General features: G+C 32.7%; 25 protein-coding genes and 1 riboswitch. Of the genes, 20 read left to right on the top strand and 5 right to left on the bottom strand.

The genetic code is table 11. The annotated features are described in order from the left end of the window. Positions 1-7: 7 nt before the first annotated feature. Positions 8-1,330, bottom strand: a complete 1,323-nt coding sequence (locus QBK95_RS10590) for a M16 family metallopeptidase (RefSeq protein WP_280933430.1) — start codon at positions 1,328-1,330, stop codon at positions 8-10. Between the two features lie 175 nt (positions 1,331-1,505). On the opposite strand from QBK95_RS10590, the gene QBK95_RS10585 reads away from it, so the two are divergent. From QBK95_RS10585 to rpmA, 3 genes are all read left to right on the top strand, one after another. After that, complete coding sequence (locus QBK95_RS10585; RefSeq protein WP_280933429.1) at positions 1,506-1,979, top strand: DUF4199 domain-containing protein; 474 nt, start codon at positions 1,506-1,508, stop codon at positions 1,977-1,979. Positions 1,980-2,075: 96 nt separating this feature from the next. Next, a complete protein-coding gene (gene rplU, locus QBK95_RS10580; protein WP_280933425.1) occupies positions 2,076-2,768 on the top strand; it encodes a 50S ribosomal protein L21 in 693 nt (230 codons plus the stop codon). A 47-nt stretch (positions 2,769-2,815) separates the two neighbouring features. Continuing rightward, entirely contained in the window at positions 2,816-3,076 is a 261-nt protein-coding gene (rpmA, locus tag QBK95_RS10575) for a 50S ribosomal protein L27 (RefSeq protein ID WP_280933423.1), read from the top strand. 72 nt (positions 3,077-3,148) lie between these two features. Here rpmA and QBK95_RS10570 read toward each other — a convergent pair whose 3' ends face one another. Continuing rightward, complete coding sequence (locus tag QBK95_RS10570; protein WP_280933421.1) at positions 3,149-3,763, bottom strand: hypothetical protein; 615 nt, start codon at positions 3,761-3,763, stop codon at positions 3,149-3,151. Between the two features lie 63 nt (positions 3,764-3,826). On the opposite strand from QBK95_RS10570, the gene QBK95_RS10565 reads away from it, so the two are divergent. Then, complete coding sequence (locus QBK95_RS10565; protein WP_280933418.1) at positions 3,827-4,165, top strand: hypothetical protein; 339 nt, start codon at positions 3,827-3,829, stop codon at positions 4,163-4,165. Positions 4,166-4,258: 93 nt separating this feature from the next. On the opposite strand, the gene ahcY is transcribed toward QBK95_RS10565, so the two are convergent. Further along, a complete protein-coding gene (gene ahcY / locus QBK95_RS10560) occupies positions 4,259-5,575 on the bottom strand; it encodes an adenosylhomocysteinase (RefSeq protein ID WP_280933416.1) in 1,317 nt (438 codons plus the stop codon). Between the two features lie 136 nt (positions 5,576-5,711). Here ahcY and QBK95_RS10555 point away from each other — a divergent pair, with 136 nt between their 5' ends. The 8 genes from QBK95_RS10555 (at position 5,712) to QBK95_RS10520 (ending at position 11,810) form a co-directional block, all read left to right on the top strand. Next, positions 5,712-6,344 (top strand): 4'-phosphopantetheinyl transferase family protein, encoded by a 633-nt coding sequence (locus tag QBK95_RS10555; RefSeq protein ID WP_280933414.1) that lies wholly within the window; start codon positions 5,712-5,714, stop codon positions 6,342-6,344. Between the two features lie 31 nt (positions 6,345-6,375). Next, on the top strand, positions 6,376-6,636 hold the full coding sequence (locus QBK95_RS10550; protein WP_280933412.1) for a hypothetical protein: 261 nt from the start codon (positions 6,376-6,378) through the stop codon (positions 6,634-6,636). Continuing rightward, complete coding sequence (gene pnuC, locus QBK95_RS10545; RefSeq protein WP_280933410.1) at positions 6,620-7,252, top strand: nicotinamide riboside transporter PnuC; 633 nt, start codon at positions 6,620-6,622, stop codon at positions 7,250-7,252. The genes QBK95_RS10550 and pnuC overlap by 17 nt, the downstream gene beginning before the upstream one ends. Next, positions 7,213-7,782, top strand: a complete 570-nt coding sequence (locus tag QBK95_RS10540; RefSeq protein WP_280933409.1) for an AAA family ATPase — start codon at positions 7,213-7,215, stop codon at positions 7,780-7,782. Before pnuC ends, QBK95_RS10540 begins: the two co-directional genes overlap by 40 nt. Then, the gene (locus QBK95_RS10535; RefSeq protein ID WP_280933407.1) at positions 7,779-9,344 is read left to right on the top strand and encodes a DUF4301 family protein; all 1,566 of its coding nucleotides are present in this window, start codon (positions 7,779-7,781) and stop codon (positions 9,342-9,344) included. The genes QBK95_RS10540 and QBK95_RS10535 overlap by 4 nt, the downstream gene beginning before the upstream one ends. Beyond that, positions 9,341-9,739, top strand: a complete 399-nt coding sequence (gene arfB / locus QBK95_RS10530; RefSeq protein ID WP_280933405.1) for an alternative ribosome rescue aminoacyl-tRNA hydrolase ArfB — start codon at positions 9,341-9,343, stop codon at positions 9,737-9,739. The genes QBK95_RS10535 and arfB overlap by 4 nt, the downstream gene beginning before the upstream one ends. Before the next feature lie 217 nt (positions 9,740-9,956). Then, positions 9,957-10,271 (top strand): hypothetical protein, encoded by a 315-nt coding sequence (locus tag QBK95_RS10525; protein ID WP_280933402.1) that lies wholly within the window; start codon positions 9,957-9,959, stop codon positions 10,269-10,271. Positions 10,272-10,457: 186 nt separating this feature from the next. After that, on the top strand, positions 10,458-11,810 hold the full coding sequence (locus QBK95_RS10520; protein WP_280933399.1) for a sigma-54-dependent transcriptional regulator: 1,353 nt from the start codon (positions 10,458-10,460) through the stop codon (positions 11,808-11,810). On the opposite strand, the gene QBK95_RS10515 is transcribed toward QBK95_RS10520, so the two are convergent. After that, positions 11,807-14,239: a hybrid sensor histidine kinase/response regulator gene (locus tag QBK95_RS10515; protein WP_280933397.1), complete on the bottom strand. Its 2,433-nt coding sequence runs from the start codon at positions 14,237-14,239 to the stop codon at positions 11,807-11,809. The two genes, QBK95_RS10520 and QBK95_RS10515, sit on opposite strands and share 4 nt — an antisense overlap. A gap of 380 nt (positions 14,240-14,619) precedes the next feature. Between QBK95_RS10515 and QBK95_RS10510 the strand changes: the two genes are divergently transcribed. The 8 genes from QBK95_RS10510 to thiH all read left to right on the top strand — a co-directional run bounded on the left by QBK95_RS10510 (position 14,620) and on the right by thiH (position 23,125). Then, positions 14,620-16,803, top strand: a complete 2,184-nt coding sequence (locus QBK95_RS10510) for a TonB-dependent receptor (RefSeq protein WP_280933395.1) — start codon at positions 14,620-14,622, stop codon at positions 16,801-16,803. Between the two features lie 62 nt (positions 16,804-16,865). Then, a riboswitch (TPP riboswitch) is annotated at positions 16,866-16,960 on the top strand. Positions 16,961-17,029: 69 nt separating this feature from the next. Next, complete coding sequence (gene thiS / locus QBK95_RS10505) at positions 17,030-17,230, top strand: sulfur carrier protein ThiS (protein ID WP_280933393.1); 201 nt, start codon at positions 17,030-17,032, stop codon at positions 17,228-17,230. 68 nt (positions 17,231-17,298) lie between these two features. Next, the gene (gene thiC / locus QBK95_RS10500) at positions 17,299-19,158 is read left to right on the top strand and encodes a phosphomethylpyrimidine synthase ThiC (protein WP_280933391.1); all 1,860 of its coding nucleotides are present in this window, start codon (positions 17,299-17,301) and stop codon (positions 19,156-19,158) included. A gap of 63 nt (positions 19,159-19,221) precedes the next feature. Beyond that, positions 19,222-19,830 (top strand): thiamine phosphate synthase, encoded by a 609-nt coding sequence (locus tag QBK95_RS10495; RefSeq protein ID WP_280933388.1) that lies wholly within the window; start codon positions 19,222-19,224, stop codon positions 19,828-19,830. A 7-nt stretch (positions 19,831-19,837) separates the two neighbouring features. Then, positions 19,838-20,593: a hydroxymethylpyrimidine/phosphomethylpyrimidine kinase gene (locus QBK95_RS10490; RefSeq protein ID WP_280933386.1), complete on the top strand. Its 756-nt coding sequence runs from the start codon at positions 19,838-19,840 to the stop codon at positions 20,591-20,593. A 7-nt stretch (positions 20,594-20,600) separates the two neighbouring features. Next, positions 20,601-21,242, top strand: a complete 642-nt coding sequence (thiE, locus tag QBK95_RS10485; protein ID WP_280933384.1) for a thiamine phosphate synthase — start codon at positions 20,601-20,603, stop codon at positions 21,240-21,242. Positions 21,243-21,246: 4 nt separating this feature from the next. Beyond that, positions 21,247-22,017 (top strand): thiazole synthase, encoded by a 771-nt coding sequence (locus QBK95_RS10480; protein WP_280933382.1) that lies wholly within the window; start codon positions 21,247-21,249, stop codon positions 22,015-22,017. Beyond that, positions 22,010-23,125, top strand: coding sequence for a 2-iminoacetate synthase ThiH (gene thiH / locus QBK95_RS10475; RefSeq protein ID WP_280933380.1), 1,116 nt, complete (start codon positions 22,010-22,012; stop codon positions 23,123-23,125). Before QBK95_RS10480 ends, thiH begins: the two co-directional genes overlap by 8 nt. 5 nt (positions 23,126-23,130) lie before the next feature. On the opposite strand, the gene QBK95_RS10470 is transcribed toward thiH, so the two are convergent. Beyond that, positions 23,131-23,742 (bottom strand): DUF8453 domain-containing protein, encoded by a 612-nt coding sequence (locus QBK95_RS10470; protein ID WP_280933379.1) that lies wholly within the window; start codon positions 23,740-23,742, stop codon positions 23,131-23,133. Between the last annotated feature and the right edge of the window lie 67 nt (positions 23,743-23,809).

Here is a 23,809-nt window from a genome sequence, read left to right as displayed (position 1 = left end):
ATATTTCTTAGTTTTCGGCTTTTTCTTTTGGTAAGTAATCTATTACTAATCTTTGATTAGGTTTTAAATGCTTCTCTGCAACCTCCTTAATCTCCTCACGAGTTATAGAGCGGTAGATTTCGATCTCTTTATTGATTAGATTAGTATTGTTATAAAGCATATTATATCTTGCCAAAGAATTAGCAATTCCTGATACACTTGAATTGGAATTAACAAAACGATTTTCAAACTTGTTTTGCAATTTTTGATAATCTTTTTCAGAAATAAGCTCGGTTCTTACCTTGGCAATTTCTTCTTCCATTTCATTAACTAAAACATCGAGTTTTGTGTCTCCTACAGGAAGTGCAAAAACTAAATACATTCCATAATCCTCTTGAGGAATACTAAATGCCCCAACTTGTAATGCTTGTTTTTGTTCATCCACCATTTTCTTGTATAGTTTAGAACTTTTCCCATCACTAAGATATGTAGAAATCATTTCCAGAACATAGGCGTCTCTTTCTTTAAAACCAGGAGTTCTATACGCTACTCCAGTAGCTGGTATCTGTATGTTTGGATCATACGCCTTCGTAGTTATTTCCTGTGTAATAGGTTCTTCTTTAGGGTAATTTCTTAATACTTCTTCTCCTTTTGGAATTGGAGCAAAATACTCATTGATTAACTTTTTAGTCTCATCAATCTTGATATCACCAGCAACAACTAATACCGCATTGTTTGGAACATAGTATTTTTTGTTATAAGCAATTACGTCTTCTAAAGTTGCAGCATCCAAATCTTTCATGTATCCAATATTAGGATCCTTATATGGATGCGCTTTGAATAAGTTTTTTCCTAAAACAGGTAAAAATTGTCCGTATGGAGAATTATCGTAACGGAGTCTTTTTTCTTCTTTTACAACTTCCTGTTGTGTGTCAATACCTTTTTGGTCAATTACAGGATGTAACATACGTTCTGATTCTAACCATAATCCTAATTGTAGGTTGTTAGAAGGAAATACTTCATAATAATATGTTCGGTCCTGAGAAGTATTGGCATTGTTTTGACCTCCATTAGAAGATACTATTTCAAACCATTTTCCTCTTCCTATATTTTTGGTACCTTCAAATAATAAGTGCTCGAAGAAATGAGCAAATCCTGTACGTCCTTCTGTACGATCTTTTCCTCCTACATGGTACATAACAGAAGTGGTGACAACAGGTGCGCTATTGTCTTGATGTAGAATTACATGAAGACCATTATCCAGATCATATTCTGTAAATTCTACTTCTTGTGCGCTAGCAGATATAGATATCATAAGCCCACAAGCGATTGCATAAAGTTTATTTTTCATTAGTAATAATTTTGTTTAAAAGAATTTGTGTGTAAATATCGTGTTTTGTTACAACTTTATATGAAAAAAAGTAGAGATCTGTGCTAAAGTACTTAATAGCAATAAATTAACAGTTTTTTAAGGCGAAAAACCGCTAAGAATTCATAAATTTCTGTTAAACCAAATATATAGAATTATGAAAAAGTCAACTATTCCTGTTAAATATGGTGTTATGATCTCAATTGGACTTATTGTCTATTTTTTAATTCTATCGTTAATTGGAGTCCAAACCAATCCAGTTTTTAGTTTAGGTAATGGAATTATTGTAGCTATAGGATTATATAAAGCCATGAAAGACTATAAGGTTGAAAAAGGAGGTGCTTTTGAATATCAAAAAGGTTTTATGGCTGGATTGTTTACTGGGTTTAATGCAACGTTAATTTTTACTATTTTCTTTGCTATTTATGTAACCAATATTAATACAAATTTTCTTCCGGAAATGCTTGCAAATTGGAGCTCTCATTATCATGTTGGCGTAGGAATTGTGGTTTTTGTGGCGGCAATTATGGGTTTTGCAACTACATTTGTACTTACATTGTCTTTTATGCAATTATTAAAAGATAGTTGGAACATCAAAAAAAAGCATAATTCGCATCCCATAAAAGCGTAAAATGTTTGTCAGTTAATTAATTAGCAGTATATTTGCAACCGCTTATTTTGGATAGGCGAAAGTTTTTTATTGTAAAAATTAATTAAACGTTACGCTATGTACGCAATTGTAGAGATAGCAGGGCAGCAATTTAAAGTTGCAAAAGACCAAAAAGTTTTTGTTCATCGTTTAGCAGGAGAAGAAGGAGATAAAGTATCTTTTGATAAAGTACTTCTTACTGCAGATGGAGACAATGTTACTTTAGGCGCCCCGGCTATAGATGGAGCTCAGGTAGGAGCAAAAATCACAAGACACCTAAGAGGTGATAAAGTTATTGTTTTCAAGAAAAAGAGACGTAAAGGATACCGTGTTAAAAATGGTCACCGTCAATCTCTTACTGAAATCATTATTGAAAGTATAGTAGCCTCTGGAGCTAAGAAAGCTGCTCCTAAAAAGGAAACTAAGAAAGCTGCTCCTAAAGCAGAAAAGAAAGTAGAAGCTAAAAAAGCTGCTGCTCCTAAGAAAGCTGAAGCACCAAAGAAAGCCGCTCCTAAAAAAGCAGCTAAAGCAGATGATCTTAAGAAAATTGAAGGTATCGGACCTAAAATTGCATCTACCCTAGTGGAAGCAGGTATTAGTACGTTTGCCGAATTGGCAAAGACTGATGCTGCCAAGATTTCAGAGATTATTGCAGATGTGCGTGGAAATCACGTTACAGATACTTGGCCAGCACAAGCAAAACTTGCTGCAGATGGTAAGTGGGATGAATTAAAGAAATGGCAAGACGAATTAGATGGTGGTAAAGCGTAATTGCTCCAACATCTGATTTTAAGTTTAACAGATAAAACCTTAAGAAAATGGCTCATAAAAAAGGAGTTGGTAGTTCTAAGAATGGTAGAGAATCAGAATCGAAACGCTTAGGTGTTAAGATTTTTGGTGGACAAGCTGCCATAGCTGGTAACATCATTGTAAGACAAAGAGGTACAGCACATAAACCAGGTGAGAATGTTTACGCTGGTAAAGACCATACACTACACGCTAAAGTAGATGGTGTAGTAAAGTTTACTAAAAAGAGAGATAATAAATCATATGTTTCAATAGTTCCTTTTGAAGCATAAGGATATTTTCCTTTGTAATAAATATAAAAACCTTTTCAAGTTAACTTGAAAAGGTTTTTTTTATCCTATTGATTACATATGAACAGGACAAATACCTTTAGTATTTTGACCCATATAGGCAATAAGCTTGGAATATCTTGATAGAATTTTGGATACTTCCTTATCATTACAAACTATTTCCTTATTCTTAAAATGATCGGATAGGCGTTCATAATTTTCTCTGATTTCTTTAGTGGTATTTATATTGTCGTATCCCTTTGTTAAGCATTTTATTGCTTCATTGGAATCAAAGTAAATTCTGGTTTCTGAGACACTCCAATTTTCTTGTATAGCCAATAATTCTCCTGTGTGTTTGTCGTGAATAGAGGTGTCGTTATCAACATGTTCTTCTGAAAAATAAAAGAATAATATTTCATCTTGAACATAATAATTATGAGTAATGGTATAATGCCCTTGATCATAAGCATGTACAATGAGTTTTAAGCTTTTGTCTTTATAATAATAGGTTAATAAACCTTCAACACTTATGTCTTTACAGAAATAAGGAATTTCTTTTTCTGTAAGTCGATTTTTTTCTTTTAATTCAGAAATTAATGTGAATTGTTTTTTAATATTTTGAAAGGCATTATTGTTATTTTGTCCCAAGGTGATCGAGGTGATAAGACAAAAGGTGAAAAGTAATTTCATAGTGAAATAGATAAAAGGAATTGCCTAAATTTATGACGTGAAATCACAAAACTGAATAAAAGTATGAAAATTTCAATGATTCGTTCCTTATGGTGTGCCCTTTTTGTATTATTTGTAAGTGTCGAAGTTATAGGGCAAGAACTTCCAAAATATGATTATTTAGAAGTTATTGTAATACAAAAGGCCAATAATAGTGGAAGAGTAAAAAGAATAAAAGTTCAGGAACAAAAATCACTAGAAGGAAAGCAAATAACGATTAAGCAACTGGAAAATTTAGAAGGAACTTCGGATTTATTAAATTATATGAATGCAGCAAATTGGGAGTTTGTAGATAGACAATCTATAGTATCAGAAGAAAACGATCCTGTATGGATGAGTTATATTTTCAGGAAAAGAAAGTAAAGTGAAAAATAAAACCCTTATCAAAAAATGATAAGGGTTTTTTTATTATGCTAAAGCGAAGCGGTCTAAAAACTTAGAAGCAACGCAATCTAATTAGTATCTGTAATGTTCAGGTTTAAATGGCCCTTCTACAGTTACGCCAATATATTCAGCTTGATCATTACGTAACTCTGTAAGTTCAACACCAATTTTAGCCAAGTGTAATTTTGCTACTTTTTCATCTAAATGTTTTGGTAGCATGTATACTTGGTTATCGTATTTTTCACTGTTTTTCCAAAGCTCGATTTGTGCTAAAGTCTGGTTTGTAAATGAATTACTCATTACAAAACTTGGATGACCTGTTGCACAACCTAGGTTTACTAAACGACCTTCGGCAAGGATGATAACATCATTTCCGTTTACGTTGTATTTGTCAACTTGAGGTTTAATTGTGTCTTTAGTATGTCCGTACTTTTCGTTTAACCAGGCCATATCAATTTCATTATCAAAATGCCCGATATTACATACAATTGCCTTGTCTTTTAAAGCTTCAAAATGATGCCCTTGTACAATATCTTTATTTCCAGTTGTCGTGATAACGATATCACTGTTTCCTATAACAGTTTCTAGTTTTTTAACTTCAAAACCATCCATAGCAGCTTGTAGCGCACAGATTGGGTCAATTTCGGTAACGGTAACAATACTTCCTGCACCTTTAAAAGAAGCAGCAGTACCTTTACCAACATCACCATATCCACAAACTGTTACACGTTTTCCAGCAAGCATAACATCAGTTGCACGACGAATAGCATCTACAGCACTTTCTTTACAACCGTATTTGTTGTCGAATTTAGACTTAGTAACAGAATCGTTAACGTTGATTGCAGGCATTGTTAGTGTTCCATTTTTTACACGTTCGTATAAACGATGAACACCAGTAGTTGTTTCCTCAGATAAACCTTTTATTCCAGCAGATAATTCTGGATAACGATCTAAAACCATATTCGTTAAATCACCACCATCATCAAGAATCATATTTAATGGTTGTCTATCTTCTCCAAAGAATAATGTTTGTTCAATACACCAGTCAAATTCTTCTTCGGTCATATCTTTCCAGGCATACACTGCAGTTCCCGCTGCAGCAATAGCAGCCGCCGCTTGATCTTGTGTAGAAAAAATATTACAAGAACTCCATGTAACTTCTGCTCCAAGAGCTTGTAATGTTTCTATTAACACTGCCGTCTGGATAGTCATATGAAGACAACCAGCAATACGTGTACCTTTTAGGGGTTGTTCGTCTTTATACTCTTCACGAAGTGACATAAGACCTGGCATTTCAGCTTCTGCCAATTCGATTTCTTTTCTTCCCCAGTCAGCTAATGAAATATCTTTAACCTTGTAAGGAACATAAGGCATTGTTTTGGTACTCATAGTATCTGTTTTATATTTATGAAGTGCAATAATTTTTAGTATATCGCACTAAATTATTCTAAATTCGTCTCCTGAAAATCAAGACGCTGGTTCTTGAATTTCAGTTTGCAAAGGTACGTAATAACTTTAAGAATATATGCCTCTTTACAAAACTATAACAGTAGATGAAAGTACTAATATATTGATTTGGAAGATAGAAGAATCTTTTGAGTTTTTATGTGAAGGAATTCAGTTAACCGATCATTGCCAAAACAGAGTGGATAACATGAAATCAGATATGCATAAAAGAGGATTTATGAGTGTTAGGCATTTATTAGCAATTTTTGGTTACACAGATCATGATCTGTATTATGATGATTTTGGGAAGCCTCATCTTAAAGACGGGAAACAAATTTCTATAACACATTCATACGAGTATGCAGGAGTTATTGTTAGTGATAAACTTGTAGGGATCGATATAGAAAAACAACGTGAAAAGATTCATCGGATTGCTCACAAGTTTATAGAATCTGAACAAGAATTTGTAGATCAACATACCGAAGAAAAAACGCGTATATTAACTGTTATTTGGGGAGCAAAAGAATCATTGTATAAACTATTTGCAACGCCAGGATTAAGTTTTGAACAGAACATTCATATTATGCCATTTGATTTAAATATGCCGTTCACTGCAGGAAGTATTCATTATAAAGATAACATAAATCATTACGATATTACATTTACAGAATTTGATGGCTTTACTTGTGTATATGCTTTACCATATGCTTAATGTTGTATATTCTTAATCATTTAATAGACGTATGGAGATATCAGTAGAATTAACACTCACACCGTTACAGAGTAATTTTGAAGAACATATTATTCGATTTATAAAAAAACTACGAACTTCGGAGTTTACAGTTTTAGAAAATCCATTGAGTACCCAAGTATATGGAGAATATGATAAGGTTATGCCATTTCTAACTGAAGAAATTAAAAATGCCTTTGGGGAAATGGACCATGTATTAGTTTATATGAAACTGGTAAAAAGCAACAGAAGCGACTATGAGCCAAATTTTTGATTTTTTGTTTGGGCAATATGCAGAATATGCTACGTTGGATATTTCTTTGGAAATTGTTGCCGTCCTTTTTGGGATAGCAAGTGTTCTTTTTGCTTGGTTTAATAAAATATGGGTATATCCAACAGGGATAATAAGTACTTCTATTTATGTCTATCTTTTGTTAAAATGGTCGTTGTTAGGAGACATGATGATCAATGCATATTATTTTATCATGAGTATATATGGGTGGTATGTTTGGACAAGAAAAATAGATGGGACACAGACTACTCCTATTTCCCGAACAACGTCTAAGGAGAAAATAATTGAAGTGGTAATTTTTATAGCAACATTAATTTTTGTCTATACCGTATATATTGCATTTGAAAAATGGAATGATTGGACTGCCTATGTAGATACACTGACCACAGCTATATTTTTTGTAGGTATGTGGTTAATGGCAAGAAGGAAAATCGAAAATTGGATTTTTTGGATTATAGGTGATGTTATTTCGATACCCTTATATTTCTATAAAGGATTCACATTTACCAGTTTTCAGTATGTTATATTTACGATTATGGCAATTTTTGGGTATTTAGCATGGAAGAAAAGCTTAGACAAAAAACTGGTGACTGTATAAGAATCGTATTATTCGGACCAGAATCTACTGGTAAAACTACGCTGTCTAAAAAGCTAGCTGAGTACTATTCTACGGATTGGGTATTAGAATACATGAGGGAGTATCTACAGAAAAAATGGGATGAGAAAAAGGAGGTATGTTCTTATGAAGATTTGATACCTATTGCAATAGGCCAAATGAAATTGGAAAATGAGATTGTTGAAAAAGGAAACAAAATTATATTTTGTGATACTAATCTTTTGGAAATTAAAGTGTATTCTGAGGCATATTATGATGGAATGGTTCCAGAAATCATGAACAAAATTTCACTAGAAAATGTTTACGATTTATATCTTTTGACTTATATTGACGTTCCTTGGACTCCTGATGATCTAAGAGATAAACCTCACCAAAGGAAAGAAATGTTTTTTCGATTTAAGGAATCTTTAGAAAAGAATAAATTTCCATATATTACTTTAAAAGGAGATTTTACAACTCGTTTCAATAAAGCGGTAAAAGCTATTGATCAATTAATTGAACAGAAAAAGTGAATATTACAGATAAAGATATTAAACTGATTAAATCCAAAGGGTTAACAGTAGAAAAAGTATTATCTCAGATAGAGACTTTTAAAAATGAAATTCCATTTGTAGCTCTTAGAAGTGCGGCTAGTCTTGATAACGGTATCTTAAAGTTTTCTGAGCATTACCAGACAGAACTAACTAAATTATATGAATCCAGAGCTTCTAGTTTGGAAACGGTAAAATTTGTACCAGCATCTGGTGCAGCTACAAGAATGTTTAAAGATTTGTTTCGGTTTTTAGATACTTACGAATATGAAAAAGAAAGTTTAAATTCATATACCAATCATGAAAAAGCAAATGCAATACGACTCTTTTTAATAGGTTTAGAAAAATTTCCTTTTTATAGTTTAGTGATGGAAAAAGTAAAAAATTCCTATCCGAACTTTGAAACACTATCTGAAGGAAGACAACTTTATATTTTTGTTGAGATGATGCTTAAAGAAAAAGGACTGAACTTTGGTGCATACCCAAAGGGATTATTACCTTTTCATAAATATAATAATAGCATATCCACTTCTTTTGAAGAACATTTGTTCGAAGCTGCAGGATATAATAAAAATTCCAATGGAGATTCTAGGCTACATTTTACTATTTCTAAAGAACATTTGGAGGCATTTAAATATGAATTTGAAAGAATTAAGAAAAAGGTAGAAGAAGAAACCGATACTAATTTTATCATAACCTACTCATTTCAAAAATCAGAGACAGATACGATTGCTGTTACCGAGGAGAATAAGTTGTATAGAACCGAAGATGGGTCTTTATTATTTAGACCTGGAGGACATGGAGCATTAATAGAAAATCTCAATGAACTTGATGCAGATATTGTGTATGTCAAGAATATAGATAATGTGGTGGTACGTAAATATCAAGACGAAGTATCTGGTTATAAAAAAATATTGGCTGGTAAACTTATAGAAACGCAGGATGAAGTACGAAGGATATTAAATGCGATCGATGAGAAAACTCCATCTGAAGCTGAGCTAAAGGATATCAAAAAGTTTTTGGTGCAACAACTTAATGTTAGGTTACCATTAGACTTTGATAAATTTGCAGAAACACACAAAATACAGTTTTTAAAAGAATCTCTGAACCGTCCAATTCGTGTATGTGGAATGGTTATCAATGAAGGAGAACCAGGAGGAGGTCCTTTCTGGATCAAACGAGAAAATGGTAGGCTAGTTTTACAAATTATAGAAACACCTCAGATCAATAAAAATGATCGGAGACAACAGGATATTTTAACGAGTGCTACTCATTTTAATCCTGTGGATTTAGTATGTGGAGTTCGTGATTATAAAGGCAATAAATTTAATTTGCAAGACTTTGTAGATCCAGATGCTGGTTTTATTACCAGAAAAACTCTGAATGGAAGTATTGTAAAAGCATTAGAATTGCCTGGGTTGTGGAATGGAGCTATGGCTAACTGGATTAGTGTTTTTGTAGAAGTCCCGTTAACTACCTTTAACCCAGTAAAGACAGTGAATGATTTATTAAAATCAGCACATCAGGTAAGGCTTTTCTCATGAACACTTCAATAATTATAAGTGAATTAAAGTATAAAGCCATTAGGAGTTCTGGTGCTGGTGGTCAACATGTAAATAAGGTATCTTCGAAAATCGAACTTAGTTTTAATATCATGGATTCGCAAGGAATTAGCGATGAGGAAAAACAACGCATCCTTAATAAGTTAGCTTCAAGAATAACTAAATCGGGAAATTTAATTCTTCAATGTGGTGATACTAGAAGTCAACATAAAAATAAGGAGCTAGTGATTAAAAGGTTATTAGATATTCTGAAAGCTAGTGTCTACATTCCGAAATTAAGAAAGCCCTCTAAACCGTCTAAAGCTTCTATCAAAAAGAGATTAGAAAGTAAGAAAAGACAAGCTTTAAAAAAATCCAATCGTAGAAAACCTTTATGACTATAATTGTTTTGCATAAAAGTGTGTAAAATTTCCACACTTTTGTGTGGATTCTACACTTTTTTATGCTTTTTTAATTTATTTTATAATAATCAAAATACTGATAATCAAGTTATTGCGTGTATTTTTTTGATAAACTGTGTTTTGGAACAATTATTCCTATCTATATAATCGTAAAACAAGTTTTTACAATTATAAACAAATGAAAAATTTACAAATGATCATCGCTATAGTAGTTAGTATTACATCAGCACAGGGAGTGATTGCACAAGACGACTTGGCTGAAAATGATAGGTGGGAGTTTATGGATTATGAATATGAGCTGCAAGAATACACTGAGATTGAAATTGTAGAACTACCAATGGCAATTCAGGATGCAGCCGCAAAAGATTTTGAAAACTTACGTATATATAAAGCTTACATTTCTAAGGATAATACCTATAAAATTATTCTTAAAAGTAAAGATAACTACACTAAAGTTGTATTTGCAAGCGCTAATGGCGAATGGATTAAGCCAGACGACAAATCTTAAATCTAGGGGTAGAAAAGGAATATCGTTTTGCAACCAAAAGGCGATATAAAGTTGTTTAGTGCTAAAAAGAGACCCAATCCCAAGGGTCTCTTTTTTATTTTATATATTTCTTTGATGTTATAGAATAATTAAATGTTTTTAATGTTTAATTTTATGTAATACATTTTAGAATTAAATGATATGAATATGTCTAAATTACTAATAGTTGAAGATGATGTAGCTTTTTGTACAATGCTCAAAACTTTTTTACAAAAAAAAGGATATGAGGTGTCAACTTCTTTTTCTGGTAATGAGGCTGTTATACAAATTCAAGAGCGTGTATTTGATGTGGTGCTGACAGACGTACGTTTACCAGATAGAGATGGTATTACACTGCTTGAAGATATTAGGGCAAAAAACCCAAAGACTCAGGTCGTTATTATGACTGGTTATGCAGAAATAAATATGGCGGTTAATGCTATTAAACAAGGAGCTTTTGATTACATATCTAAGCCTTTTAATCCCGATACTATTCTTCAAATTATCGAAAAAGCACTGAAAACGGATAAGAAAGGGGATACTCAAAATGAAGTTAAAATCCCTGCTTCTAATCAAGTGCGTCATCGTACAAATAATTCTTTTGTAAAAGGAGTTAGTGATGCCTCAAAGAAGTTAAATGAGTATGTCGCTCTTGTTGCACCTACTCGTATGTCTGTGCTGGTTATTGGAGATAGTGGAACAGGAAAGGAATATGTTGCCAGTAGTATTCATAAAGCAAGCAAAAGAGCAGATAAGCCATTTGTGCCTGTGGATTGCGGAGCCATTCCAAAAGAAATTGCTTCTAGTGAGTTTTTTGGTCATATTAAAGGCTCTTTTACAGGAGCCGTAAATGATAAAGTAGGACATTTTGAAGCTGCAAACGGTGGCACTTTGTTTTTAGATGAAATAGGTAATCTGAGTTACGAATTGCAGGTTCAACTTCTAAGAGCGTTGCAAGAAAGAAAGATTAAACCAGTAGGAAGTAATACAGAAATTGAAGTTGATATTCGGGTTATTGCGGCAACAAATGAGGATCTAAGTAATGCGGTAAAAGAAGGTGAGTTTAGAGAAGATTTGTATCATAGATTGAACGAATTCTCTATAAAAGTACCTCCGTTAAGAGATAGAATCGAAGATCTTATGTTATTCGCAAATTATTTCCTCGAAGAATCTAATGTCGAATTGGATAAGCATGTCGTTGGTTTTGCGGATGAAGTATTAGATACATTTAAAAAATACGATTGGCCAGGAAATCTAAGAGAGTTAAAAAATATTGTAAAAAGATCAGTGTTGCTTTCTCAAAATGATATGATTACAATGGATGTTTTACCTAATGATGTAGCATATGCGTCTCACAATGCTAAACAGACCTATGGATTGTTTAAAAATCAAAATGAGCAGGAATTAATTCTCGACGCTTTGGAAAAAGCAAATGGAAACAAAGCAAAAGCAGCAAGAATGTTGGATATCGATCGAAAAACATTGTATAACAAGTTAAAACAATACGATATCAGTCTTTAGTTTTTGACATTTAACTTATCGATTAAATCTTCTATTTTATGAACTCCTTCTTTGGTCAGTTTAAAGATTTCACTAGCCGTTATATTGTATTCATCAGGATGTTCTAATTTATCTAAAATTGGGATTACTTCTTTTGCTTTAATTTGCTTAAACATTGGTAGCATCTTATGCGCTATTTTTTTTATTTGATCAATTTCATTGTTTTCCATTGCTGATTTTAACTCTTCTATATTGTTAATAGTACTACTATAAAAGGTTTCTAAAATAGCATAGAGAGAGTCAGAATCTCCTTGAGCAAAAAGCATTAAATCATTTAGCGAGTATGTAGCATCCTCTTCCTGATCGGTAATCTGATTTTCATAACCTAAATCAACCGCATCAATTTTTAAGAGACTTGCTATTAATTCCATCAAATCTTTTGGAGCATATGGTTTACGAAGGCTTCCAGAAAAACCAGCTTGTTTATATTCAATAGATGAAGTATCTGTTCTTCCAGATAATGCAATGATCGGAATATCGCTATAATTAGCATTTTTTTGAATGGTATTTAAAAGTTCAAAACCATCCATTTTTGGCATTTGGATATCTGTAAGAATAAGATTGTATTTGTTTTTATTCAAAAGATTAATAGCGTCTACACCATTTTCACAGATATCATATGATAGACTCATCAACGATACAACTTCACTGGTTAAATCCAGTTGACTAAGGTCATCATCAACAATCAGAACTTTTTTATTAGTAAAATGCTGAATTTCTATAGCTTCATTTTCTTCTTCAAGAATTTGTGTTTTGGCAAGTTTAATTGGAATACAAAAAGTAAAATCACTCCCCTTTTCCAGTTGGCTTTCTAATGTAATTTTTCCGTTAAGAAGCTTAATTATTTTTTTGGTAATTGCTAACCCTAAACCAAAACCACCATATTTTTTTTCGGTATCATCATCTCCTTGCGAAAATTCTTCGAAAATGTATTTTTGCTGCTCTTGAGTAATCCCAATACCTGTATCTTTTACGGATACAATAAGTTCTTTTTCGGCAAGACCATTTTGTACAATTTTACTATCTATTGTTATGGATCCTAAATCTGTAAATTTATAGGCATTATTAACTAAATTCGTAAGAACTTGTTTTATTCTAAATGGATCTCCAAGGTATTGTTTGTTAAGCTCTTTTTCAGAGTTTATAAAGATTTCTAATTTTTTAGTATCATTTACAGGAATAATACTGGAAATTGTATTTTCGATCAATTTTTTAGGAGAAAAGGGAAGTTCTTCGATGATCATTCTTCCAGCCTCAAGTTTAGATAAGTCAAGAAGATCATTTACTAAATGTAGAATATAGTCTGAAGATTTCTTAAGGTGACTTAAATAATGTTTCTGTTTATTATTCAGTCCTGTTTTTTCTAACAAATCAGAATACCCAATAACCGTATTCAATGGAGATCGAAGATCATGAGTTACAGTATTAATTAAGGATTCTCTGGTTTTTAGAAGGGACTCTTTATATACTTTCTCCGCTTCCAGTTCATTCCGGTATTTTTGACTCTTAGAAACATCTCGAGTGATTAAATAAAGAAATATGATGGCAATTAACAAGCTAATTGCAGTTATGATGATGATGAAATTAGAAGTTTTATCCAGAATATTATTAGATCGTTCTAGTTTCGCCAGATATTCTTTTCGCTCACTATCTTCAATTGCAGCCATTAAATCACGAAGCTGTTTGGTAATAATTTGATCGTTTTTTAGAAGTTTATTTTCACGGGCCGTAATTTGACGTTCGTATCTTCTTTCCTTTTCTTCTACCTCAATTAATACTTTATAGAAATGATTGGCAACAGAATCTAAAGTCTGGCTTGTTAAACGTTCTTCGTTATCTTTTTTTGACCAATTTAATAGGTTTTTTATAAGTTTTTTTGTGGCAGGATTGTAATCTTTAATACGCTTATCTAGATCAAGATAATTACCATATTCCTTACTAGATTTTTTAAGTTGATCGATTACATTTTCTTTTAAACCTTTTTCTTTCTGTTGCTCATATATTGCAATGAGTTTTTCAAAATTTTCGTTTTTACTATCAATAAGTATTTTAATACTATCTATTTTATTTGATTGAAACTCATCAAAAGACATTCCTGCTACTTGATCAATAGTAGTAATTATAGAATCAATCTTTATTTTATAAGCTGCAAATTTTTCGGTATCCGAGGTCTGAATTATATTTCTGGTTAAACTTTCTGCTTCATATAGACCAGTGATGGCTTCGCCAACTAATACTAACTTCTCATTATTATCGTTTTTCCTTTCGTTTATTTCTGTGTAATTACCTAATTGCCTGTAAATCACCCAAAAAGCAATAATTGCTAGCACAATCGCTAAGGCATACCCAGCAATTATTTTTAACGTTATGGAACGTTTTGTGTTTTTCATACCTTTTTATAACTTCAAAAAAACAGGGGGATTGCTTTTAAACTTAATAAAGTTACAATAAATCAATAAAACATAGTATTTTTGCGGCAAAATCTCAAAGGGGTGCTTTAGATTAGGTGCGATGTAAGAGACTTATAGTGCGAGAATTAACAAGTATTAATTCTTAAGACTAATCCTCTAACCAAAAACCTATAAAAGGCTGAGATCATACCCAATGAACCTGGGCGGGTAATGCTGCCAAGGGACATCCATAAGTTGTTATGATTATGTAACCATGACACTTTAGGGAAAAATAAATTGTATAATCATTACAATTTTGAATTTAATTAATTTTTAATCTTTGAATAATTACCCCTTTTATTCGTAATAATGTTTTACGAATGAAAAACGTATTATTTTATTTTATTATTTTCTTTTCGAGCTTGCAATTATTTGCTCAGGAAAAACCAAAAGATTCCATTGCAAATGGAGTTGAAAAACTTGATGAAGTTTTAGTAAAATCTGTTCGAGTGGATGCCGATTCACCAATTACTCATTCTAATGTATCTAAAGAAGAATTAGCAAGTCGTAACCTTGGTCAAGATATCCCAATATTACTTAATTATTTACCAGGTGTAGTCACCACTACGGATGCTGGAGCTGGAGTAGGATATACATATATTCGTGTGAGAGGTAGTGATGCTTCTAGAGTTAATGTAACCTTAAATGGAATTCCGTTTAATGATGCCGAAAGTCAGGGAACATTTTGGGTAAATTTACCAGACTTTGCATCTTCGGTAGAAAATTTACAATTACAACGAGGAGTTGGAACTTCTACCAATGGTTCTGGAGCATTTGGAGCTAGTTTAAACTTATTGACGGATGCTGTTTCTGAAACTGCAAACGGAGAAATCTCTAACTCATTTGGATCCTTTGGAACCAGAAGACATAATCTTAAATTTAGTACAGGATTGCTAAATGATCATATAGAGATTGCAGGTCGTTTATCTGCAATTGCTTCAGATGGATATATTGATAGAGCTTCTTCTGATCTTAAATCGTATTTTCTACAAGGGTCATATGTAGATGATAATACATTAATAAAAGCAATTACTTTTGGAGGGCATGAAATTACTTATCAATCTTGGTTCGGAATTGATCAAGCTACTTTAGACAGTGACCGTACATTTAATCCTGCAGGTCAATATACAGACGAGAACGGAGATACTCGCTTTTATGACAACGAAGTTGATAATTATAAACAGGATCATTACCAATTACACTGGAACCAAAAGTATAACAACAATTGGTCTACTAACTTAGGATTAAACTATACGTATGGTAGAGGATTTTTTGAGCAATATAAGGAAGATGAGGATTTTGCAGATTATGATTTTACACCAATAGTTTTAGGAGGAGAAACGATAAATACAACAGATTTAATCCGTCGTAGATGGTTAGATAATGATTTTTATGTAGTTAATGCTTCTGCAAATTACAAAAACCATAATCTAGACGTAGATTTTGGTGCGTTTTATAGTCATTATGATGGAGATCATTTTGGAGAAGTAATTTGGGCACAAAATGCAGGAGGATCTGAAATAAGAGATAATTACTATTTCGGTAATGGAAAGAAAAATGAATTCACAATTTTTGGAAAAACTACTTATAGAGTAAATGACAAATGGAGTGCATTTTTGGATCTTCAAGGTAGGTTTGTAGGATATGAAACTTCTGGATTAACATCAGATCGTGTTCCTTTGGAGGTAGATGAAAACTATGATTTTTTTAACCCAAAATTAGGAGCGACGTATCAGATCAATAATACGAATCAATTATATGTATCCTATGCTAGAGCCAATCGAGAACCTAGAAGAAGTGATTTTGAAAACGGAATCAATACGGCAGAGAGATTAAATGATATAGAATTAGGGTGGAGATTTAACAAGAAGAGAACTATTGTAAATGCCAATCTGTATTATATGTGGTACAAAGATCAATTAGTACTTACGGGTGCTTTAGATGATGTAGGAGCACCAATAAGAGCTACAAGTGGAGAGAGTTATCGTCTTGGAATTGAAATTGATGCCGATATTACAATTTCGGATAAATTTATAGTGAAACCTAATGTAGCCATAAGCACCAATAAGAATAAAGATTTTGTTACATCCAGAGATGGTAGTTTAGTGAATTTGGGAAATACTAATATTTCATATTCTCCTAATATTGTAGCTGGTAATATGTTTATATACCAACCAATAAAAAACCTCCAATTAGGATTTCTTTCAAAATTTGTAGGAGAACAGTATATGGGGAATATTGATAGTGAGACTTCTAAACTCGATAGTTTTTTTATCAATGATCTTAATGTGGTGTATGAAATTAAAAATATTCCTGTATTTAAATCCATCGTACTTACTGGTTTAGTAAATAATATTTTTGATACTGAATATGTGTCCAATGGATATTTTTTCACTTTTGATGATGATTTTACAAATCCAGGAACCGTTACAACTATAGAAGGAGCAGGTTTTTATCCACAGGCTGGAATCAACTTCCTAGTAGGAGCAACTTTAAAATTTTAATGAATATCTCAGAAAAACGATAGTAATTAATATTGTTTTTCTGAGATTTATTACCTTTATAACTTAAACTTTAGGGGTGTCTCCATTAGGAGTCTGAGAAATACCCTTTGAACCTGATGCAGTTAATACTGACGAAGGGAAAAGTTAATACCACTACTTATTGGAGTGTGGTTTTTCTTCTCAAAATTAGGTACTGCCCTAAAGTTTATGGTTTAATCTAATATCAATGATCATAAACATTAATAATCAGACATATTCTATTTCAGAAAATTGTTCAGTAAAAAAACTACTGAAGCAATTGGATATTGTTACTAACGGAATTGCGATTGCAATTAATAACGAAATAGTTCCCAGGGAAAACTGGAATCATAAAGTTGTTAGAGAACACGATATCATAACAATTATACAAGCTACGCAAGGAGGATGAAAATTGATTATAAAAAAGCAGAAATTAAAAATTAACACGCCAAAAGAATTGCTCAAAACCTAATAATTATGAAGAAAAAAGATACCGCTCCACAAGGGGATACTGTTACAACAAAACCCTTTCCTAATTCAAAAAAAATATATGTATCAGGAACGATTCATCCACAGATTAATGTTGCGATGAGAGAAATCGCATTAGATGATACATTGGATAGTTTTACAGGAAAAAAAACACCAAACCAAGCTATCACTGTTTATGATACTAGCGGACCGTATACTGATCCTGCTAAAACAATAAATGTTCATAATGGTATAGAACCTATTAGAGAGCAGTGGGTATTAGATCGAGGAGATGTGGAAGAATTGGATAGTTTTTCTTCAGAATATTGTAATCAACGTTTAAATGATAGCAGTTTAGATCATCTGCGATTTAATCATCTTCGTAAGCCTAAAAGAGCAAAATCTGGGAAAAATGTTTCGCAGATGTATTATGCGAAACAAGGGGTCATTACTCCAGAGATGGAATATGTTGCGATTCGAGAAAATCAAAAAATACAAGAAGCAAAACGATTGGCTAAACAACATCCAGGACAAGATTTTGGAGCAAGTATTCCTGAAATAATTACGGCAGAATTTGTAAGAGAAGAAGTGGCCAGAGGAAGAGCGGTAATACCTTCAAATATTAATCATCCAGAAGCGGAGCCAATGATTCTGGGGCGTAATTTTTTAGTAAAAATAAATGCTAATATTGGTAATTCAGCTACAACTTCAAGTATAGAAGAAGAAGTAGAAAAAGCCGTTTGGGCTTGTCGTTGGGGAGCAGATAATATTATGGATCTTTCAACTGGTAAGAATATCCACGAAACAAGAGAATGGATTATTCGTAATTCACCCGTTCCAATAGGAACAGTTCCTATTTATCAAGCATTAGAAAAAGTAAATGGTAAAGCAGAAGATCTAACTTGGGAAATATTTAGAGATACATTGATTGAACAAGCCGAGCAAGGAGTGGATTATTTCACAATCCATGCAGGTGTACGTTTAGCATATGTGCCAATGACAGCTAAGAGAATTACTGGGATTGTTTCTCGTGGAGGATCCATCATGGCAAAATGGTGTTTGGCACATCATAAAGAAAGTTTCTTGTATACTCATTTTGAAGAAATATGTGAGATCATGAAATCTTATGATGTAGCATTTTCTCTAGGTGATGGATTACGTCCTGGATGTATTGCAGATGCCAATGATGAAGCACAATTTGCAGAATTAGAGACATTGGGAGAATTAACCAAAATAGCTTGGAAACATGATGTACAGACATTTATAGAAGGACCTGGTCATGTACCAATGCATATGATCAAAGCAAATATGGATAAGCAATTAGAAGCTTGTGGAGAAGCTCCTTTTTATACATTAGGACCTCTAACCACAGATATTGCACCTGGATACGATCATATTACTTCTGGAATTGGTGCGGCTATGATTGGTTGGTATGGAACAGCAATGCTATGCTACGTTACTCCAAAAGAACATTTAGGTTTACCAAATAAGGAAGACGTGCGTGTGGGAGTAATCACATATAAACTAGCAGCACATGCGGCAGATTTAGCAAAAGGACATCCAGGAGCTCAACATAGAGATGATGCATTAAGTAAAGCTCGTTTTGAGTTCCGTTGGGAAGATCAATTCAATCTGGCATTAGATCCAGAAAGAGCAAGAGAATATCATGATGAAACATTGCCTGCAGAAGGAGCAAAAATTGCTCATTTCTGCAGTATGTGTGGTCCAAAATTCTGTTCTATGAAGATTTCCCAAGAGGTTCGTGATTATGCAGCAAAAAAAGAAATTGAAGATCAAAAAGCAATAGAAACTGGAATGCAAGAAAAAGCTGAAGAGTTTAAAGAAAAAGGAAGTGAAGTTTATTTATAGATAACAAAGTTGAGGTGTGAGAAGAAACCTCATATCTCAACTCTAAAATCTCATACTCGAATTATGGTAATAGTACTTACATCAGAAAAACCGTTATCCAACGAAGCAGTTCAGATTAATGCTTTATTTAATGCAGGATTACAAATATTACATCTTCGTAAACCTACATTTACAATTGATGGGTACCGATCTTTATTAGATTTGATAGAAACTAGATATCATAATAGAATTATGCTACATCAATTTCCCGAATTGACTCAAGAGTATGGATTAAGAGGGATACATTTACAAGAACAGGCTCGAATAAATTTAGAAGATGCATTAGAAGTAACGGTTCAGGTATATAAAAACAAAGGCTTCTCTGTTACAAGCTCATTTCACGCTATAGAAGAGATTAAAAGTTGTAAGACAGATTTTGAGTATGTATTGTTAAGTCCAGTTTTTGGTTCGATTTCAAAAAAAGGCTATGAAGGAAAAGGATTTGATGTGACACACTTGGATGAAGTTGTTATTGGAATGGGCGGAATTAATGAAGCTACATTACAAAAAACATATGAGCTGGGATTTAAAGGGGTTGGAATTTTAGGAGGTGTTTGGAATACCGAAGATCCTGTAACTAGCTTTGTGCAAATTAATGAGGTAAATAATAGAATTGTAAAGGATATTCATTAGAATACGCATGCAACACCGTCCAAATGTACTTACAATTGCTGGCTTTGATCCCTCTTCTGGAGCTGGATTAACAGCTGATATTAAGACTTTTGAAGCATTAAAATGTTATGGTTTTGCAGTGTGTACTGCTAATACAATTCAGAATGATACAGATTTTGAAGCATGTCATTGGATAGACGTAAAGCTGATAAAAGATCAAATAAGAGTTTTGTTTAAAAAATTTACAATCGATTACGTAAAAATTGGTATCATCAAAGATTGGAAAGTTTTAGAAGAGATTATAGATTTTTTAATAACCCAAAATTCAACAATCAGGATAATATTAGATCCGATATTAAAATCGAGCTCTAATTTTGATTTTCATAATTCAAAAGAAGATGAAGCTACATTTGATCAGGTTTTGAGTAAAATTTACTTATTAACTCCTAATTATGAAGAAATACAAAGATTATATAGTGGTAAAAATATTGAAGAAACAATAACACATATCTCTAACAAAACTAATTTATTTCTTAAAGGAGGTCATTGTAAAGAGGCCATTGGTAAAGATGTGTTGTTCACATCTAAACACAAGAAATTTACACTAAACCCGAAATTGAAAGAGATTTATGAAAAACATGGTAGTGGTTGTGTTTTATCTTCTTCGATTACGGCTCAACTAGCACTTGGTTTTCCGATATTAAAGGCTTGCAATAGAGCAAAACGATATACAGAGAAAGTGTTAAGCTCTAATAAAACATTACTAGGATATCATAAAATGTAAAATACATATGATGCAATTACAATACATATCCCAAGGGAATACCCCAAAAGAACATCTGATAAATATTGGAGAGGTTTGCGAGGCAGGTGGTAGATGGATTCAACTAAGGTTAAAAGACGTTGACTTGGCTGTCTATCTGGAGACAGCAATAAAATGTCGTGAAATTTGTGATCAATATGGTGCAATTATGATTGTTAATGATCAGGTAAGCATAGCGCAAGCTGCTCAAGCAGATGGTGTTCATTTAGGGTTAAACGATATGAGCCCTAAAGAAGCTCGAGGTATTTTGGGAGAAAACTTTATTATTGGAGGAACTGCTAATACAATACAAGATTGTATGGATCAGGTTGAAGCAGGTGTTGATTATGTGGGTTTAGGGCCATATAAAAACACTATTACCAAAAAGAAATTAAGTCCTTTGTTGGGAACTAAAGGGTATGCATCTATCATGACTGTATTAAGAAATAAATACCCAGAAGTTCCTGTGGTAGCTATCGGAGGAATTTTATTAGAAGATATATCACCAATTTTGGAAAGCAATGTTAACGGAATTGCAGTTTCGGGAATGCTAACAAAGAAGGATGATTTAGAAGAAAGAATACAGTTCGCAACAAAACTAATAGCCGAAAAAAAAGAAGCCAAAAGCTAATACAATGGATACATTAAAAATTGCTAATAAAGAATTTTCTTCAAGATTATTCACTGGTACAGGAAAGTTTAGCTCCTCTAAGCTAATGAAAGAAGCATTACTGATTTCAGAAAGTGAATTGATTACAGTAGCACTCAAAAGAGTAGATGTAGAGAATGAAAATGATGATATTTTAAACCATCTGGATCATCCTAGAATTAACCTATTGCCGAATACATCTGGTGTTCGTAATGCTAAAGAAGCTGTTTTTGCAGCGCAAATGGCAAGAGAAGCATTAGAAACGAATTGGATTAAATTAGAAATTCATCCAGATCCTAAATATCTATTACCTGATCCTATTGAAACATTAAAGGCGGCTTCTGCATTAGTAAAACTTGGTTTTGTAGTAATGCCATACATTCATGCAGATCCTGTTTTATGTAAAAGATTAGAAGAAGTAGGAACTCAGTGCGTAATGCCTTTAGGCGCACCGATAGGAAGTAATAAAGGGTTAAAAACATTAGATTTTTTAGAAATTATAATTGATCAGAGTAATGTTCCTGTAATTGTAGATGCAGGGATTGGTAGCCCTTCACATGCGGCTTATGCAATGGAAATTGGAGCTGATGCAGTTTTAGTAAACACGGCTATAGCAGTATCTCATCAACCAATTGCGACGGCAAATGCTTTTAGAATGGCTGTAGAAGCTGGGCGCATGGCTTTTAATGCCAAGTTGGCTCCAGTAAATCAATATGCAGAGGCAAGTAGTCCTTTAACATCATTTCTAAATGAGTAGCTTTAAAGATATATTTGATCAATATGATTGGGCTAGTACCCTTTCTGAAATCTGTAACAAAACCGAAGTTGATGTTCACAGAGCCTTGCATACTTCTAGAAGAACTATAGAAGATTTTAAAGCATTGATTTCCCCAGCAGCAAAGCCTTTTTTAGAACAAATGGCTCAAATAAGTTGTAAAATTACAAAGAAACGTTTCGGCAACACTATTCAGATGTATGTTCCAATGTATTTAAGTAATGAATGCCAAAATATTTGTACCTATTGTGGATTTAGTATGACCAATACAATTCCAAGAAGAACCTTAACAGATGAAGAGATCTTAAGAGAAATAAATTTTCTTAAAAGTAAAGGATATGATCATATTTTGTTGGTTACAGGAGAAGCAAACAGAACCGTAGGAGTAGATTATATTAATAATGCAGTACAACTCATTAGAGCTAAGTTTGCCAATATTACTATAGAAGTGCAGCCAATGGATCAATTAGAATATGAATTGTTAATTGATAATGGTTTATATGGAGTATTGGTGTACCAAGAGACATACCATAAATCAGCTTATAAAACACATCACCCCAAAGGAAGAAAATCTAATTTTGACTATCGATTAGAAACTCCTGACCGATTAGGACGTGCTGGGATTCATAAAATAGGATTAGGAGCATTGTTTGGATTAGAAGATTGGAGAGTAGATAGTTTTTTTACGGCATTACACTTACAATATTTACAGAAAACGTATTGGAAAACAAAGTACTCTATATCATTTCCCAGATTAAGACCTCATAGTGGTGGACTAGAACCAAAAGTAGCAATGACAGATGCTGATTTAGTTCAATTAATTTGTGCTTTTAGGTTATTAGATGAAGATGTAGAACTGTCTATGTCAACCAGAGAGAGTGAAGCGTTTAGAGAAAATATTGTAAATCTGGGAGTGACTTCGATTAGTGCAGAATCTAAAACCAATCCTGGAGGATATGTGGTTGAACCCAAATCTTTAGAACAATTCGAGATTTCTGATGAGCGCCCTACAGAAGAAGTTGTGGCAATGTTACAATCAAAAGGATTAGAAGTTGTCTGGAAAGATTGGGCAAATAATTGGCAACAATAGTTTTTTTAATTTTCAAAAGTATCGTTGTTTGAAACACAAGTTTCGGGTTCAGAATATGTTACCTTTTTGGTGTTACCATCAAAACCAATTCGCTCTAAATTCCAAAACTCATTAAATACTGATTTATAACATATACTGACTTTTATTTTACCAGCATTTTTTCTAATAATATCAACTAACTCACTGTTTCCTGACCAGTTAATGAATGTGATATTCTCATTTGGAGATATTACTTTATTGCTTATAGAAGATTTTATATATCCTATTTTCAGGATAGAGTCAGGAATATTTAGTGTAGCATGGAATTCTTTCCAATTTCTCACAAGTTTATTATTATAGCTAATAGAAACATTTTGAATAATAGCTGGCCCAGTTCCTTTATTAACTACTGATAATGAATATTTTTTATTAGAATCATTTTTCCCAGAGCTATTATAAGAGTAAGAAAGATCTAAATATGGCCAGGAGTTTGCTTTTGTTTGTTGTAAAAGTATTTCTGTTTGTTCACTCATTATAGCAGCTTGGCGCATATAGACAAAAAGTGCAGCAAAACTGGCAATAAGTACTCCAATAGCAATTAATAAATTAGGATCAATCTGTTTTTTAAATAATTTCATAGAAGTGTCAGATTCTAGATAGAAAGTAGTTAAGAATTAATTAAGTATTAAAAGTAAAACAATATTT

Origin of the sequence: Aquimarina mycalae, assembly GCF_029906345.1 — a bacterium.
GTDB lineage: Bacteria > Bacteroidota > Bacteroidia > Flavobacteriales > Flavobacteriaceae > Aquimarina.
The sequence above is the reverse complement of the archived record's forward strand: the minus strand, read 5'-3'. Positions and strand labels throughout refer to the sequence as shown.

Excerpts from the sequence above, each read along its gene's own strand:
- QBK95_RS10590 (WP_280933430.1), bottom strand. The coding sequence starts at position 1,330 with ATGAAAAATAAACTTTATGCAATCGCTTGTGGGCTTATGATATCTATA.
- QBK95_RS10585 (WP_280933429.1), top strand. The coding sequence starts at position 1,506 with ATGAAAAAGTCAACTATTCCTGTTAAATATGGTGTTATGATCTCAATT.
- rplU (WP_280933425.1), top strand. The coding sequence starts at position 2,076 with ATGTACGCAATTGTAGAGATAGCAGGGCAGCAATTTAAAGTTGCAAAA.
- rpmA (WP_280933423.1), top strand. The coding sequence starts at position 2,816 with ATGGCTCATAAAAAAGGAGTTGGTAGTTCTAAGAATGGTAGAGAATCA.
- QBK95_RS10570 (WP_280933421.1), bottom strand. The coding sequence starts at position 3,763 with ATGAAATTACTTTTCACCTTTTGTCTTATCACCTCGATCACCTTGGGA.
- QBK95_RS10565 (WP_280933418.1), top strand. The coding sequence starts at position 3,827 with ATGAAAATTTCAATGATTCGTTCCTTATGGTGTGCCCTTTTTGTATTA.
- ahcY (WP_280933416.1), bottom strand. The coding sequence starts at position 5,575 with ATGAGTACCAAAACAATGCCTTATGTTCCTTACAAGGTTAAAGATATT.
- QBK95_RS10555 (WP_280933414.1), top strand. The coding sequence starts at position 5,712 with ATGCCTCTTTACAAAACTATAACAGTAGATGAAAGTACTAATATATTG.
- QBK95_RS10550 (WP_280933412.1), top strand. The coding sequence starts at position 6,376 with ATGGAGATATCAGTAGAATTAACACTCACACCGTTACAGAGTAATTTT.
- pnuC (WP_280933410.1), top strand. The coding sequence starts at position 6,620 with ATGAGCCAAATTTTTGATTTTTTGTTTGGGCAATATGCAGAATATGCT.
- QBK95_RS10540 (WP_280933409.1), top strand. The coding sequence starts at position 7,213 with ATGGAAGAAAAGCTTAGACAAAAAACTGGTGACTGTATAAGAATCGTA.
- arfB (WP_280933405.1), top strand. The coding sequence starts at position 9,341 with ATGAACACTTCAATAATTATAAGTGAATTAAAGTATAAAGCCATTAGG.
- QBK95_RS10525 (WP_280933402.1), top strand. The coding sequence starts at position 9,957 with ATGATCATCGCTATAGTAGTTAGTATTACATCAGCACAGGGAGTGATT.
- QBK95_RS10520 (WP_280933399.1), top strand. The coding sequence starts at position 10,458 with ATGTCTAAATTACTAATAGTTGAAGATGATGTAGCTTTTTGTACAATG.
- QBK95_RS10515 (WP_280933397.1), bottom strand. The coding sequence starts at position 14,239 with ATGAAAAACACAAAACGTTCCATAACGTTAAAAATAATTGCTGGGTAT.
- QBK95_RS10510 (WP_280933395.1), top strand. The coding sequence starts at position 14,620 with ATGAAAAACGTATTATTTTATTTTATTATTTTCTTTTCGAGCTTGCAA.
- thiS (WP_280933393.1), top strand. The coding sequence starts at position 17,030 with ATGATCATAAACATTAATAATCAGACATATTCTATTTCAGAAAATTGT.
- thiC (WP_280933391.1), top strand. The coding sequence starts at position 17,299 with ATGAAGAAAAAAGATACCGCTCCACAAGGGGATACTGTTACAACAAAA.
- QBK95_RS10495 (WP_280933388.1), top strand. The coding sequence starts at position 19,222 with ATGGTAATAGTACTTACATCAGAAAAACCGTTATCCAACGAAGCAGTT.
- QBK95_RS10490 (WP_280933386.1), top strand. The coding sequence starts at position 19,838 with ATGCAACACCGTCCAAATGTACTTACAATTGCTGGCTTTGATCCCTCT.
- thiE (WP_280933384.1), top strand. The coding sequence starts at position 20,601 with ATGATGCAATTACAATACATATCCCAAGGGAATACCCCAAAAGAACAT.
- QBK95_RS10480 (WP_280933382.1), top strand. The coding sequence starts at position 21,247 with ATGGATACATTAAAAATTGCTAATAAAGAATTTTCTTCAAGATTATTC.
- thiH (WP_280933380.1), top strand. The coding sequence starts at position 22,010 with ATGAGTAGCTTTAAAGATATATTTGATCAATATGATTGGGCTAGTACC.
- QBK95_RS10470 (WP_280933379.1), bottom strand. The coding sequence starts at position 23,742 with ATGAAATTATTTAAAAAACAGATTGATCCTAATTTATTAATTGCTATT.